Here is a 12213-nt window from a genome sequence, read left to right as displayed (position 1 = left end):
ACGGGGTGTGGCGCAGGCGGAAGCGCGCTGGCATGGGGGGCCAGAGGTCACGGGTTCAAGTCCCGTCACCCCGATTTTAAAAGAGGAGGTTGGGACATGGTCGTAGTTGTAGAAGCTGTAGAAAAGGACATGGAGTCTCTTGTCTTGAGGGTTTTCCTCAAGTCTATTGATGTGTTGGGTGGTCTTTCAAAGCTGGCGGAATACAAAACCCTCACATGGCTTCCCTCTCTTGCCAGAGCGGTTTATTGTGTGGTGCTTAGGGAAGAGTATTTCAAAACGGACAGAGAAATAGCGGAGAAGGTGGGTCTTACCGTCCAAACAGTAAGAAACATCTTAAGGGCTGAGCCTTCTACCGCTCTTGAAAAGCTCAAAAGAATAGAGGAGTTTCTTGAAGAAGAGAAGAAGGAACTAAAAGTGCATACCGCTGGTGGCATTGCCAAACTTGCCTACAAACTGGTGAAAGAAGGACATGAAGAGCCTCAGGTATTCCTCCAATACTGTGAGAGGGTGGCTTACGCCCTTGACATCCCATGGGCTTATATGGTGCTCAAAAGGCTCAAGGGGACAGACTTTCCTATCCAGTCCGCAGAGGCTATATCCGACAGGCTTGAGGGTGTTTACATAAAGGGTAGAACCGCAAAGGAAGTCCTTAAGGAGTTGGAATATCCCATAAAGAACCCAGCGGAGCTTCTCCATAGGATAAAGGAAAACCTCAAGATGCACGGGTTGGAGTAAGCTATTCTCTTAGTATCCTCTTTTCGTATATGAGTGCGAGGGTAAACAGTGTGGTAAATATTATAGGTCCAAGGAATATGCCTACAAAGCCGAAGGTTAGCAAACCACCTACTATGGAAAAGAATAGCACTATGTAGGGCATATTTACACCCATTTTCATTATGAGGGGTCTTACAAAGTTGTCTATGGTGGATATAACGAACATGCCATAAAGGAACATAAAGGCACCTGCGTATACGCCTTTCACTGCAAATGTGTATAGTGCCACTGGAAACCATACAAAGCCTGCACCAAAGGGTGGCACAAAGGAGCTTATAAAGGTTGCTATAGCAAGAAGGATTGCGTAGTCTAAGCCTGCCAGCTTGTATCCTATAAAACCTACGGTGCTCTGGGCTATGCCTACACCAATGGACCCATAAACGGTGGCAAGGACTGTTTTGTATACGGTGATGGAAACCTGCTCTATGTCCTCTCTATGCATGGGAAGAAAACGTTCCACGAACTTGACAAACTTTGGACCATCTCTAAGTATAAAAAAAAGCGTAAGCAAGAAGACAAAAGTTTTGAAGGCAAAGCTCCCTACCGCAGGGACTATGGAAGCTAAGATGTTTAGCCCTCTTTGAAGAAGGTCTCTAAGACCACTTATAAGAATGTTTCTAAACTCCTCAGACTCCACATACGCAAGAAAGCTACTTATTTCTTGGTCTGTAAGAATTTTTTTAAAAAGGGGATGATCAAGCACAGCCCTTATTAAATCTACATAAGAACTGTTTTGGGTAAAACCTACTGCAAAATGTAGTAGCTCTATGGACTGTCTTATGGCTAAGGTAAGCACCAAGCTAAAGGGAACTACCACCAGCAGGAACACCAAAAGGGTCAACAAGAGAGCGGATATGGTGTTTCCTATTCTCTTTGAGAGTTTCATATGCAGGGGGTAGAGGACAAGGGAAAAGATTATAGCCCATAGGATGGGTTTTAAAAAGGGTAGAAGCATGGTGAAGGCAAAGAAAGCAAAAAAGACCGTCAGAGCAAGAAGAAAATAGAGAAAGACCTTTTCCCTCACAGGGATAAATTATAAAGTATGGAAAACTGTCCAAAGTGCGGTGCTTTGCTTGAGGTTATAGAATGCTGTGGTGGTGGGATATTTAGGTGTGAAAGCTGTGGAGAGTATTACTTTTATGGAGAGCTCATAGAGTCTCAAGGGGGTTTTGAGGAGGTCTCCTCAGAAGCTCAAGAGCGGTCTCCTTTGGAGGAAAGCCCTCCACCACGACCTTGTAGACCGCAGTGCTTATAGGTGCGTATAGCCCTCTTTCTGTGGAAATCTTGTAAACCGCTTTGACAGTGTGTATGCCCTCCACTGTTTGGTTTAGTCTTTGGAGAGCCTCTTGCACAGAAAGACCTTGTCCCAAAAGGTAGCCAAGGGTTCTGTTTCTTGACTGTGGAGAGCTGGCGGTCAAAAAGAGGTCTCCCATGCCAGAAAGACCATAGAAGGTCTCTTTTTTTGCACCAAGGGAGACACCAAGCCTTACCATCTCCGCAAGTCCACGGGTCATAAGAGAAGCCCTTGCGTTTTCTCCAAGCCCAAGTCCATCAGATATGCCACAGGCTATGGCTATTACATTTTTGAGAGCACCACCCAACTCAACACCTATGAGGTCTGTGGAGAGGTAAACCCTAAAGTTTTCAGAGCTTATCCATTTTCTTACTTTCTCCATCTCCTCAAGGTCATTCCCTGCAAGCACCAAGGCAGTGGGCAAGCCCTTGGAAACCTCGCTGGCAAAGGAAGGACCAGAAAGACAAAAAACCTTTACAGAAGGCTCTATTTCAAGCAGGATTTGAGAAACCCTTTTTTCAGTCCCTACCTCAAGTCCTTTGGAGGCGGAGATTATCCTCTTGTCACTTAGGGCTTTCTTGCCTAAGACCTCTCTTATAGCTTGGACAGGTAAAGCTACTATTATGTAGTCCGAAAAGTCAATGGCTTTGTCAAGGTCTTGTGTGGCGTCCACGCCTCTTAGCTTGACCCCTTCCATGTGGGGATGCTTTCCCTCTTTTATGAGCCTAACTGTTTCCTCTTTTCTTTCAAAGACTAAAACCCTGTGTCCTAAATTTCCTAAATGTAAAGCAAGGGCAGTGCCCCAACGGCCTCCACCAAGGACAGAGAAGTTCATGTGTTATACTATATCAGAATATGCTTGAGGAAAAACTTGAAAACAGCCTTTACTGGGGTGTGTCTCTGGTTCTTAACTTGATAATCTTTACCCTCCTCTCTTTGTATCTTTCTGTCAGAATTGAAGTCAAAAACCCCACAAAGCCTATGGAGGTTTACCTTCAGGAAATGCCAGAAATTAAAGAAGTAAAACTCGCCTCTGGTAAAGGCACTCCCAATCTAAGACAGCAAACAGGTGAGGGCATTGTAAGGAAGGATAGGCATTTTGTTAGCTCAAGCCCTATGGAAGTCTCAAGAAACACAGGAGACATACAAGTTCCCGTAGGCAGACCAAAGGAAGAACCCTCCCTGCTCCAGGAAATTGAGCAGAGGGTGCGAGGAAGGGAGAGGGAAATAGAGAAAGAAGGTGTAAGAAGTACGGACATTGGGAATATAACTGCAGTTGTCTCGCCTGGAGGTATTGGTCTATCGGGTGGTGGAAGAGCAACCGTATACACTCCACCCTTTCCAAAGATAAGCTCTGATGAGCCACTTAGCCCCTTGAGGGTGAGGATATGGATAGACCCATCAGGTGTGGTTTCAAGGGTTCAGATAATTCAAAAAAGTGGCTCTCCACAGGTAGACCAGAAGATGGTGGAGTTTGTTCGTGGCATAAGGTTTGAAGCCATAAGGGAAAACGTAGTCCAGACTGGTGTAATAACCTTTAGGTTTAAGGGAGGTTAAAAATGAGTATAGGAAAACAGGTAAGGTTAGAAAGGCTTATTAACAGGGATACGGGCAAGACCATAATAGTGCCTATGGACCATGGGGTGAGCTCTGGTCCTATAGAAGGCATTGAGGACATAAGGAAAGCGGTAGAGGATGTGGCAGAAGGTGGTGCCAACGCAGTGGTGCTACACAAGGGTATGGTGAGGGCAGGGCACAGGGGCAGGGGCAGAGATATAGGGCTTATAGTCCACCTTTCCGCCTCTACTGACTGGGCACCTACCAAAAATGACAAGGTGCTGGTATGCACGGTAGAGGAGGCTATAAAGCTGGGTGCGGATGGTGTATCTATCCATGTAAATGTGGGTGCGGATATGGAAAGGGAGATGCTAAGGGACTTTGGCTATGTTTCTAAGGTTTGCGAGGAGTGGGGTATGCCTCTGCTTGCCATGGTCTACGGAAGGGGCAAAGATATGAACCAGTATGACCCGAAGGTGGTAGCTCACTGTGCCAGATTGGGTGCAGAGCTTGGTGCGGACATAGTTAAAGTTCCCTATACAGGAGACTCAGAGAGTTTTTCAAAAGCGGTTGAAGGCTCTCCTATACCGGTGGTTATAGCGGGCGGTCCTAAGATGAAAACAGAAAGGGAAGTGCTTGAGATGGTATATGGAGCTATAAGGGCTGGTGCGAAGGGTCTTTCTATAGGTCGCAATGTCTTTCAGGCAAAAAACAGGGTCGCCATGGTAAGAGCCTTGAGCCTTATAGTGCATGAAGGCAAAAGCGTGGAAGAAGCTATAAAAATCTTAGAGTGAGGAGGCATGGTATGGGTCTTCTTGAAGGCAGAAAAGCCCTTATAACGGGTATAGCCAACGAGCGTAGCATAGCCTACGGTATAGCAAAAGCCTTTTACAGAGAGGGAGCGGAGCTTTGTTTTACTTACGCCAACGAAAAGCTCAAAAAGAGGGTGGAAGAGATTGCCAAAGAGTTTGGCTCTGAGCTTGTGTTTGAGTGCGATGTTTCAAAGGACGAACACATTACCGCCTTGAAGGATTGGCTCTCTAAGGTTTGGGGAAGCTTAGATATCGTAGTTCACTCTATAGCCTACGCTCCAAAGGAAGAGTTCAAAGGCGGTGTTATAGACACCTCAAGGGAAGGATTTAAGACCGCAATGGACATATCTGTCTACTCTCTTATAGCCATCACCAGAGAGCTACTGCCTCTAATGGAGGGTAGACAAGGCTCAATAATAACCCTTTCTTACTACGGTGCGGAGAAGGTGGTTCCACACTACAATGTGATGGGTATTGCTAAGTCCGCCCTTGAGAGCACGGTGCGATACCTTGCCTATGATATTGCCAAGCACGGACACAGAATAAACGTCATATCCGCAGGACCCATAAAGACCCTTGCCGCATACAGCATAACGGGCTTTCACCTTCTTATGGAACACACTATAAAGGTAAACCCCTTTGGAAAAGCTATAACCATAGAGGATGTGGGAGATACAGCGGTGTTTCTCTGCAGTGATTGGGCAAGGGCTATAACCGGTGAGGTTATCCACGTGGACAACGGCTACCATATAATGGGTGTCTTTGGAAGGGAAGAGGAGATAAAGAAGGAGGTCTTTGGAGAATAAAAGGAATGAAACACTACGAGCTTTATGGTCTAAAGGAAGAGGAATACGAAAGAATAGTCCAAAGGCTCGGACGTGAGCCAAATGAGGTGGAGCTTGGCATACTTGGAGCTTTGTGGTCTGAACATTGCTCTTATAAGTCCTCAAGGGTGCACCTTAGAAAATTTCCCACCAGTGCAAACTGGGTAATCCAGGGACCCGGTGAAAATGCAGGAGTGGTGGAGCTTGACAGCAAGGTCTGGCTCGCCTTTAAGGTAGAAAGCCACAACCATCCCTCTTACATAGAACCCTTTCACGGTGCAGCAACGGGTGTGGGAGGAATAATAAGGGATGTGCTATCTATGGGTGCAAGACCCATAGCCCTTGTGGATTCTTTGAGGTTTGGACTACCTATAGACAAAAGGATAGTAAAGGGAGTGGTAAGTGGTATATCTCATTATGGCAACTGCATAGGCATTCCCACCGTGGCAGGAGAGACCTACTTTGAGGAGTGCTACAGGACAAACCCTCTGGTAAACGCCTTTTGTCTTGGTATTCTACCTGCGGGTAGGATGCTTAGAGCGAGGGGCAAACCCGGAGACCTTCTTTTTCTTCTTGGTTCTGCCACTGGAAGGGATGGTATACACGGTGCGGTTATGGCTTCTGCGGAGTTCGGAGAAGGTGCGGAGGAGAAGCTACCAAACGTCCAGATAGGAGACCCATACTTTGGCAAAAAGCTCATAGAGGCGGTTCTGCAGGTTATAGAGGAGGGTCTTATAACGGGTCTTCAGGACCTTGGTGCGGCGGGGCTATCTGGTGCTTCTTCGGAGCTTGCCAGCAAGTCCAAGTGTGGCGTGGAGCTATGGCTTGAAAAAGTCCCTCTAAGAGAAGAGGGCATGAAACCCTTTGAAATACTCCTCTCAGAAAGCCAAGAGAGGATGCTACTTATAACACAAGAGGACAAACTGCAAAGGCTCTTAGAGCTCGCCAATTATTACCATCTTGAGGGTGCGGTGGTAGGCAGGCTTACAGAAGATGGAATGTTTAGAGCTTACTATGAAGGTAAGACAGTGGCGGAGCTTCCAGCAAGCCTTATAGTGGAAGAAGCACCCGTATACGAAAAGCCCTACTCAGAGCCAGCCTACTTAAAGACCCTTTGGTCCTTTAACCAAGAGGAGCTACCTCAGATAGACCTAAGGGAAGCACTCCTTAAACTCCTTAGCTCACCCAATATAGCCTCAAAGGAGTGGATATACACCCAGTATGACCACCAAGTGGGGACAAACACCGTCCTAAAGCCTGGGGGAGATTCCGCCATCCTCAGGGTCAAATGGGTTCAAAAGCCAGAGTTAAGGAGTGAAAAACTCATAGCCATTACATCGGAAGGCAACGGTAGGATGTTTTTCCTTGACCCCTATGAGGGTGGAAAATATGCGGTGGCGGAAGCCCTCAGAAATCTTGCCTGCGTGGGTGCAAAGCCTCTGGGAATAACAGACTGCCTTAACTTTGGAAACCCAGACAGACCAGAGGTCATGTGGCAACTTGTGAAGGCTATAGAAGGCATATCCGATGCCTGCAGGTTCTTTGAAGTTCCCGTGATTAGCGGTAATGTGTCCTTGTATAACGAAACGGTGGAAAGGGAGGAGATAAGAAACATATACCCCACACCCATACTGGTTGCGGTAGGCTACATAGATTCTGGAAGGTGGGTAGACCATCGCTTTAAGGAGGAGGGAGACCTTATCTTTTTGGTGGGAGACCTCAAGAGGGAGTTTTCCCTTGCAGGCAGTGAATACCTAAAGGTGGTGCACGGAAAAGTAGCAGGTAGGACTCCTCAGGTAAACCTTGAGAAGGAGAAAAAACTTCATGCCTTACTTATAAGGCTCATAGAAAAGGGTTTGCTCAGATCCGCTCACGATGTATCTGTAGGTGGGCTTGCCATAGCACTCCTTGAAAGCACCTTTGAAACAGGTCTGGGAATAGACATAAACCTATACGTGGAGGATAGGCTTGACTTCTTTCTCTTTTCTGAAAACCCTACCCTTGTGGTTGTGAGTTTGAAAAAGGAGGATGCGGAAGCCTTTAAAGACCTCGTGGAAGAGTATGGGCTTGATTGGATGTTTTTGGGAAAGGTGAAGGAGGGTAGGTCTTTTACCTTAACAAATAACGACGAAAGCCTTTTAGAACTACCTTTGGAAGAGCTTGAAGAGTTATGGAAAAGGGCTTTAGAAAGATTGCTCTAATATATGTGCTAAGTGTCCTCACGGTGCTAAGCCTTGACCTCATTACCAAGAGTCTTGCAGAATCCTCTCTCAAAGAAAGGGACATAAGCCTTTTGCCCTTTCTTCATCTTGTGCTTGTCTACAATAGGGGCATAGCCTTCGGACTTCTTGCGGACGCACCAGACCTTATAAGAATTCCCGTCCTTTTTATAACTCCTCTGATTGCTCTTGTTATAACCTTTTTGTATGCGGTAAGGGTCAGGGGCATACTTGTTCCAGTTCTTATGGGTATGGTTGGTGGGGGTGCTCTTGGGAATTTCTACGATAGGGTTTTTCTGGGTCATGTAAGAGACTTTATATATCTTTCCTATGGAGGTCTTTCTTGGCCCGCCTTTAACTTGGCAGATGCCAGCATAAGCACCGCCATATTTCTTCTCCTCATTAGGGAACTCTTACCAAAGGGTGGAAAAAATTAAGAGGCTCTGCTATATTCTATCCTTATGGTGGAGAAGATAGCTCATCTTGCAAGGCTAAGGCTAACGGAGGAAGAGAAGGAATACTTTGAGAGACAGCTTACAAGCATCCTGCACTTTGTGGAACAACTCCAGGAGGTTGACACCTCAGAGGTAGAACCCTTTACTCTGCCTTTTGAGGAGACACCTATGAGAGAGGATGAGCCTTTAAAAGACTTTGACCCTCAACTGGTTTTGGAGCAGGCACCAGAGGCGGAAGGGAGTTTCTTTGTAGTGCCAAGAGTGGTAGAATATTAAGAGGAGACACATATGATAGAAGAAGTCCAAAAGGAAACCCTTGAGAAAAAGAAGGCTTTAGAAAATGCTCTTACAAGCATAGAGAGGCGGTTTGGCAAAGGCTCTATAATGCCTCTCAAAAATGCGGAAAAGGTAAAGGTGGATGTTATACCTACAGGCTCTCTTGCCCTTGATATAGCCACAGGTATAGGCGGTATACCAAAGGGAAGGGTTATTGAGATATTCGGTCCAGAGTCCTCTGGAAAAACCACCCTCGCCCTTCATATAATAGCGGAAGCACAAAAGAGAGGAGGCATAGCGGTCTTTATAGACGCGGAGCATGCCCTTGACCCCAAGTATGCGGAAAAGATAGGAGTGGACACGGAAAACCTCTACATATCCCAGCCAGACTACGGAGAGCAAGCTCTTGAGATAGCGGAGAGCCTCATAGCAAGCAATGCGGTAGACGTCATAGTTGTAGACTCTGTCGCTGCCCTTGTGCCAAAGGATGAGCTTGAGGGTGAAATAGGTGAAGCTCATGTGGGTAAACAGGCAAGGCTCATGTCTCAGGCACTCAGGAAGCTAAAGGGTATGGCTCACAAGGCAAACACAGCTATTGTTTTCATAAACCAGCTCAGAGAGAAAATAGGTGTAATGTTTGGAAACCCAGAGACCACACCTGGTGGAAGAGCCCTCAAGTTCTTTGCGGACATGAGGCTTGATGTGAGAAGGATAGGAGACGTAAAAGATAGCGGAGAGAAAACGGGTAGCAGGGTAAGGGTAAAGGTGGTAAAAAACAAGCTTGCACCACCTTTTCAAGAAGCGGAGTTTGACGTGCTTTATGGAGAGGGTATATGTAAGCTCTGCGACCTTATAGATGTTGCAAGCGAGCTAAAAGTTATAAACAAAAGCGGTGCGTGGTATAGCTACGGTGATATAAGACTGGGGCAGGGTAAAGAGCAGGCAAAGAAGTTTCTTATGGAAAACCCCGAGATTGCCAATGAGATAGAAAAAAAAGTAAGGGAGGTAGCTGGTCTTGCTCCAGTTGATACTTAAGAGAGCGGTAGAGCTTGGTGCATCGGATATACACCTAAAGACAGCATCTCCACCTGTAATAAGACTGAAAAAGAAACTCCAGAGGCTGGAGGATTTTCCTGTTATAGATGAAAGGGTCATGGAAATGTTCCTCAATGAGGTTCTTGGTAAAAATCGCAGGAAGCTTGCAGAGTTTGAAGAGCTTGGAGAGGCGGACACCTCCTACTCACTGCCTGGTGTTGCTCGCTTTCGTGTAAACGTATACAGACAAAGGACAAGTGTGGGTATGGCTTTCAGAACCATACCTTACAGCATACCCTCCTTTGAGAGCCTCAACCTCCCTGCGGTGATGAAAAAGGTCGTTCTTGAAAATACCAAAGGTCTTATACTTGTCACAGGACCCACAGGCTCGGGCAAATCCACCACCCTTGCCTCGCTTATAAACATCATAAACAGCACGAGAAGTGATGTGATAGTTACCATAGAAGACCCAATAGAATACCTCTTTAGGGATGAAAAGTCTTATATAGTTCAGCGTGAGGTGGGTATAGATACTTCTTCTTTCGCAAGAGGACTTCGTGCAGCACTTAGAGAAGACCCAGATGTTATTATGGTAGGTGAGATAAGAGACCCAGAAACCGCACAGATAGCACTGCAGGCAGCGGAAACAGGACATTTAGTTATGTCTACCTTGCACACTCTGGATGCCAAAGAGACCATAAACAGGCTTATAGGTATGTTTAACCTTGAGGTAAGGGAGCAGATAAGGATACAACTTGCGGAAACCCTAATAGCCATATTTTCCCAAAGACTTCTCCCAAAGGCAGACGAAACAGGAGTTGTTCCTGCGGTGGAAGTCCTAATAAACACAGCTTCTATAAAGGAAGCCATCATAGACCCCTCAAGGCTGGACGAGATTTCCCTTCTTCTTGAAAAGGGTAAGCCTGCCTATGGCACTCAAACCTTTGACCAACACTTAGAAGAGCTGTATAGAAATGGTCTAATAGACTACAATACCGCCATAAGGTATGCAAGCAGACCTACAGATTTAGAGCTTAGACTAAAGGGTATAGCTTCTGGAGGTAGAGGCTTTATCTGATGAAGATAGCCATAGACGGTCCCGCAGGAAGTGGAAAAAGCACGGTAGCACGCAAGCTCTCTCAAAGGCTCGGCTTGCCCTACCTAAACACAGGGCTCGTATACAGAGCCTTTGCATACATATACAGAGAGGAAGGACTGGAAAACCCCATACTACTTTTTGAAAACCCACCCTTGGTGAAAATCCTGCCTGCGGAGACAAGGGTCTTCTACAAAGGAAAAGACATAAGCCAACTACTTGGCTCTGAAGATGTGGGGAAAACCGCCTCTGAGATAGCCAGCCTGCCAGCCTTTAGAGAGAGGATAAATGAGTTTTTTAGGTCTTTGGTGGGAGAGGGACAGGTGGTAGCAGAAGGCAGGGACGTGGGAACGCATATATTTCCAGATGCACCTGTAAAGATATTCCTTACCGCATCTGCAGAAGAGAGGGCAAGAAGAAGGTGCGAGCAACTCATGGCTCAAGGCATACCTGCCAACTACCAAGAGGTGCTAAGGGCTATAGTGGAGAGGGACGAAAGGGACAAAAATAGACCCTTGTATCCCTTTAGACCTGCAGAGGATGCAATTGTGATTGATACCACAAGCCTTAGCCCAGAGGAGGTGGTGGAAAAAATACTTAGCCTTGTAAAAGAAAGGGTATAATTATCCTATGAAAGACTTTTGGTTTTGGGCGGAAGAATACGACAAAAAGCTAATAACCACCGCACTTGAATCTGGTGCAAGGGTAATACTTTTGTCTGACCCCTCAAGGTCTTCGGAGGTCAAAGCCCTTGGCAGGGTTCAAGTAGCCTCAAAGGAAGGTGGAGACCTCAAGGAGGGTGAGGATTATGTATATGTTCTCATAAAAGGCAAAGAAGACGAAGAAAGAGCAGGAAGGTTTCCACCTCATATAAAGGTGATAGTGGAGACCACTGACTGGACCATAATACCCCTTGAAAACCTCATAGCACAGAGAGAAGAGCTCTATGCGGTAGTGAAAAACGAAGAGGAGGCAAGACTTGCCATAAGGGTGCTTGAAAAGGGTGTAAAGGGTATTGTCCTCAAAACTAAGGATATAAACACTATAAAGAGGGTGGGAAAGGTGCTTGAAGAGGAGGAAGAAAAACTCCCCCTTGTGGTGGTAAGGATAACGAGGATATTGCCTCTTGGTCTTGGAGATAGGGTCTGTGTGGATACTACTTCTCTGCTAAACAGAGGCGAAGGTATGCTTGTGGGAAACTCTTCGGGTGGTATGTTTTTGGTGCATGCGGAGACAGAAGAAAACCCCTACGTGGCTTCAAGACCCTTTAGGGTAAACGCAGGTGCGGTGCATATGTATATAAGAGTGCCAGAGAACAAGACCAAGTATCTTTGTGAACTTTCTGCGGGAGACCCTGTGATGGTTTATGACTACACGGGTAGAGGAAGGCTCGTCTATGTGGGTAGGGCAAAGGTGGAAAGAAGACCTATGCTTTTGGTGGAAGGCGTTTATGAGAAGAAAAAGCTAAGTGCGGTGCTCCAAAACGCAGAGACCATAAGACTTACAAGACCTGATGGCACTCCCATATCTGTGGCTGAGCTAAAGGAAGGCGATGAAGTGCTCGGATACATAGAAACACCCGGCAGGCACTTTGGCATGAAGGTGGAAGAGACCATAACGGAGAAGTAGACATAAGCCTACACTAAACCTTTACCACTCCGTAGCCTCTACTTTTAAACAGACCTAAAAGCTCTCGGACAGTTCTTCTGTTTAGAGCGTCTGATGTCCAAAAGGAAGGTTGACAAATTATTTTTCATGTGTTAGAATATATATGCAGGGTATTAATGTTATATATTTCGATTTTGATTAATATGGTATAAAGGGTATTTATGCTGGAGGCGGTGATGGGCAGTCTCAAAAAACTCAAAGAA

General features: G+C 46.2%; 13 protein-coding genes and 1 tRNA gene. 12 read left to right on the top strand and 2 right to left on the bottom strand.

Annotated features, from left to right (window positions below):
- The first annotated feature begins 1 nt into the window (after position 1).
- Both IAE16_RS05145 and IAE16_RS05140 read left to right on the top strand, forming a co-directional pair.
- Positions 2-74: transfer RNA gene (locus IAE16_RS05145), tRNA-Pro, on the top strand.
- A gap of 22 nt (positions 75-96) precedes the next feature.
- Positions 97-735 (top strand): helix-turn-helix domain-containing protein, encoded by a 639-nt coding sequence (locus IAE16_RS05140; RefSeq protein ID WP_323699662.1) that lies wholly within the window; start codon positions 97-99, stop codon positions 733-735.
- A 1-nt stretch (position 736) separates the two neighbouring features.
- Here the strand turns inward: IAE16_RS05140 and IAE16_RS05135 are convergent, their stop codons facing one another.
- Together IAE16_RS05135 and IAE16_RS05130 are read right to left on the bottom strand one after the other, a co-directional pair.
- Positions 737-1798, bottom strand: a complete 1062-nt coding sequence (locus tag IAE16_RS05135) for an AI-2E family transporter (RefSeq protein WP_323699660.1) — start codon at positions 1796-1798, stop codon at positions 737-739.
- A 124-nt stretch (positions 1799-1922) separates the two neighbouring features.
- Positions 1923-2903: an NAD(P)H-dependent glycerol-3-phosphate dehydrogenase gene (locus tag IAE16_RS05130; protein WP_323699659.1), complete on the bottom strand. Its 981-nt coding sequence runs from the start codon at positions 2901-2903 to the stop codon at positions 1923-1925.
- Positions 2904-2923: 20 nt separating this feature from the next.
- Between IAE16_RS05130 and IAE16_RS05125 the strand changes: the two genes are divergently transcribed.
- The 10 genes from IAE16_RS05125 to IAE16_RS05080 are packed head-to-tail and all read left to right on the top strand — an operon-like array spanning position 2924 to position 11971.
- Positions 2924-3625: an energy transducer TonB family protein gene (locus tag IAE16_RS05125; protein WP_323699658.1), complete on the top strand. Its 702-nt coding sequence runs from the start codon at positions 2924-2926 to the stop codon at positions 3623-3625.
- Positions 3626-3627: 2 nt separating this feature from the next.
- Complete coding sequence (locus IAE16_RS05120; RefSeq protein ID WP_323699657.1) at positions 3628-4419, top strand: 2-amino-3,7-dideoxy-D-threo-hept-6-ulosonate synthase; 792 nt, start codon at positions 3628-3630, stop codon at positions 4417-4419.
- 11 nt (positions 4420-4430) lie between these two features.
- Positions 4431-5243, top strand: a complete 813-nt coding sequence (locus tag IAE16_RS05115; RefSeq protein WP_323699656.1) for an enoyl-ACP reductase FabI — start codon at positions 4431-4433, stop codon at positions 5241-5243.
- Positions 5244-5248: 5 nt separating this feature from the next.
- Complete coding sequence (purL, locus tag IAE16_RS05110; protein WP_323699655.1) at positions 5249-7462, top strand: phosphoribosylformylglycinamidine synthase subunit PurL; 2214 nt, start codon at positions 5249-5251, stop codon at positions 7460-7462.
- Positions 7432-7917, top strand: coding sequence for a signal peptidase II (gene lspA / locus IAE16_RS05105; protein WP_323699654.1), 486 nt, complete (start codon positions 7432-7434; stop codon positions 7915-7917). The genes purL and lspA overlap by 31 nt, the downstream gene beginning before the upstream one ends.
- A 24-nt stretch (positions 7918-7941) precedes the next feature.
- On the top strand, positions 7942-8211 hold the full coding sequence (gene gatC, locus IAE16_RS05100; protein WP_323699653.1) for an Asp-tRNA(Asn)/Glu-tRNA(Gln) amidotransferase subunit GatC: 270 nt from the start codon (positions 7942-7944) through the stop codon (positions 8209-8211).
- 12 nt (positions 8212-8223) lie between these two features.
- Positions 8224-9246 carry a recombinase RecA gene (gene recA / locus IAE16_RS05095; protein ID WP_323699652.1) on the top strand — a complete coding sequence of 341 codons (1023 nt, stop codon included), beginning with the start codon at positions 8224-8226 and terminating at the stop codon, positions 9244-9246.
- Positions 9227-10324, top strand: coding sequence for a type IV pilus twitching motility protein PilT (locus IAE16_RS05090; protein ID WP_323699651.1), 1098 nt, complete (start codon positions 9227-9229; stop codon positions 10322-10324). Before recA ends, IAE16_RS05090 begins: the two co-directional genes overlap by 20 nt.
- Positions 10324-10965: a (d)CMP kinase gene (gene cmk / locus IAE16_RS05085; protein WP_323699650.1), complete on the top strand. Its 642-nt coding sequence runs from the start codon at positions 10324-10326 to the stop codon at positions 10963-10965. Before IAE16_RS05090 ends, cmk begins: the two co-directional genes overlap by 1 nt.
- 7 nt (positions 10966-10972) lie before the next feature.
- Complete coding sequence (locus tag IAE16_RS05080) at positions 10973-11971, top strand: 3-dehydroquinate synthase II (RefSeq protein ID WP_323699649.1); 999 nt, start codon at positions 10973-10975, stop codon at positions 11969-11971.
- Positions 11972-12213: the final 242 nt, after the last annotated feature.

The organism is Hydrogenobacter sp. T-2, from assembly GCF_033971325.1.
Lineage (GTDB): Bacteria > Aquificota > Aquificia > Aquificales > Aquificaceae > Pampinifervens > Pampinifervens diazotrophicum.
Note: the sequence above shows the minus strand (reverse complement) of the source record. Positions and strands in the feature narration are given on the sequence as shown.

Bases quoted from the DNA above. Each gene is read 5' to 3' on its own strand.
- IAE16_RS05140 (WP_323699662.1), top strand. From the start codon at position 97: ATGGTCGTAGTTGTAGAAGCTGTAGAAAAGGACATGGAGTCTCTTGTC.
- IAE16_RS05130 (WP_323699659.1), bottom strand. From the start codon at position 2,903: ATGAACTTCTCTGTCCTTGGTGGAGGCCGTTGGGGCACTGCCCTTGCT.
- IAE16_RS05125 (WP_323699658.1), top strand. From the start codon at position 2,924: ATGCTTGAGGAAAAACTTGAAAACAGCCTTTACTGGGGTGTGTCTCTG.
- IAE16_RS05120 (WP_323699657.1), top strand. From the start codon at position 3,628: ATGAGTATAGGAAAACAGGTAAGGTTAGAAAGGCTTATTAACAGGGAT.
- IAE16_RS05115 (WP_323699656.1), top strand. From the start codon at position 4,431: ATGGGTCTTCTTGAAGGCAGAAAAGCCCTTATAACGGGTATAGCCAAC.
- purL (WP_323699655.1), top strand. From the start codon at position 5,249: ATGAAACACTACGAGCTTTATGGTCTAAAGGAAGAGGAATACGAAAGA.
- lspA (WP_323699654.1), top strand. From the start codon at position 7,432: ATGGAAAAGGGCTTTAGAAAGATTGCTCTAATATATGTGCTAAGTGTC.
- gatC (WP_323699653.1), top strand. From the start codon at position 7,942: ATGGTGGAGAAGATAGCTCATCTTGCAAGGCTAAGGCTAACGGAGGAA.
- recA (WP_323699652.1), top strand. From the start codon at position 8,224: ATGATAGAAGAAGTCCAAAAGGAAACCCTTGAGAAAAAGAAGGCTTTA.
- cmk (WP_323699650.1), top strand. From the start codon at position 10,324: ATGAAGATAGCCATAGACGGTCCCGCAGGAAGTGGAAAAAGCACGGTA.
- IAE16_RS05080 (WP_323699649.1), top strand. From the start codon at position 10,973: ATGAAAGACTTTTGGTTTTGGGCGGAAGAATACGACAAAAAGCTAATA.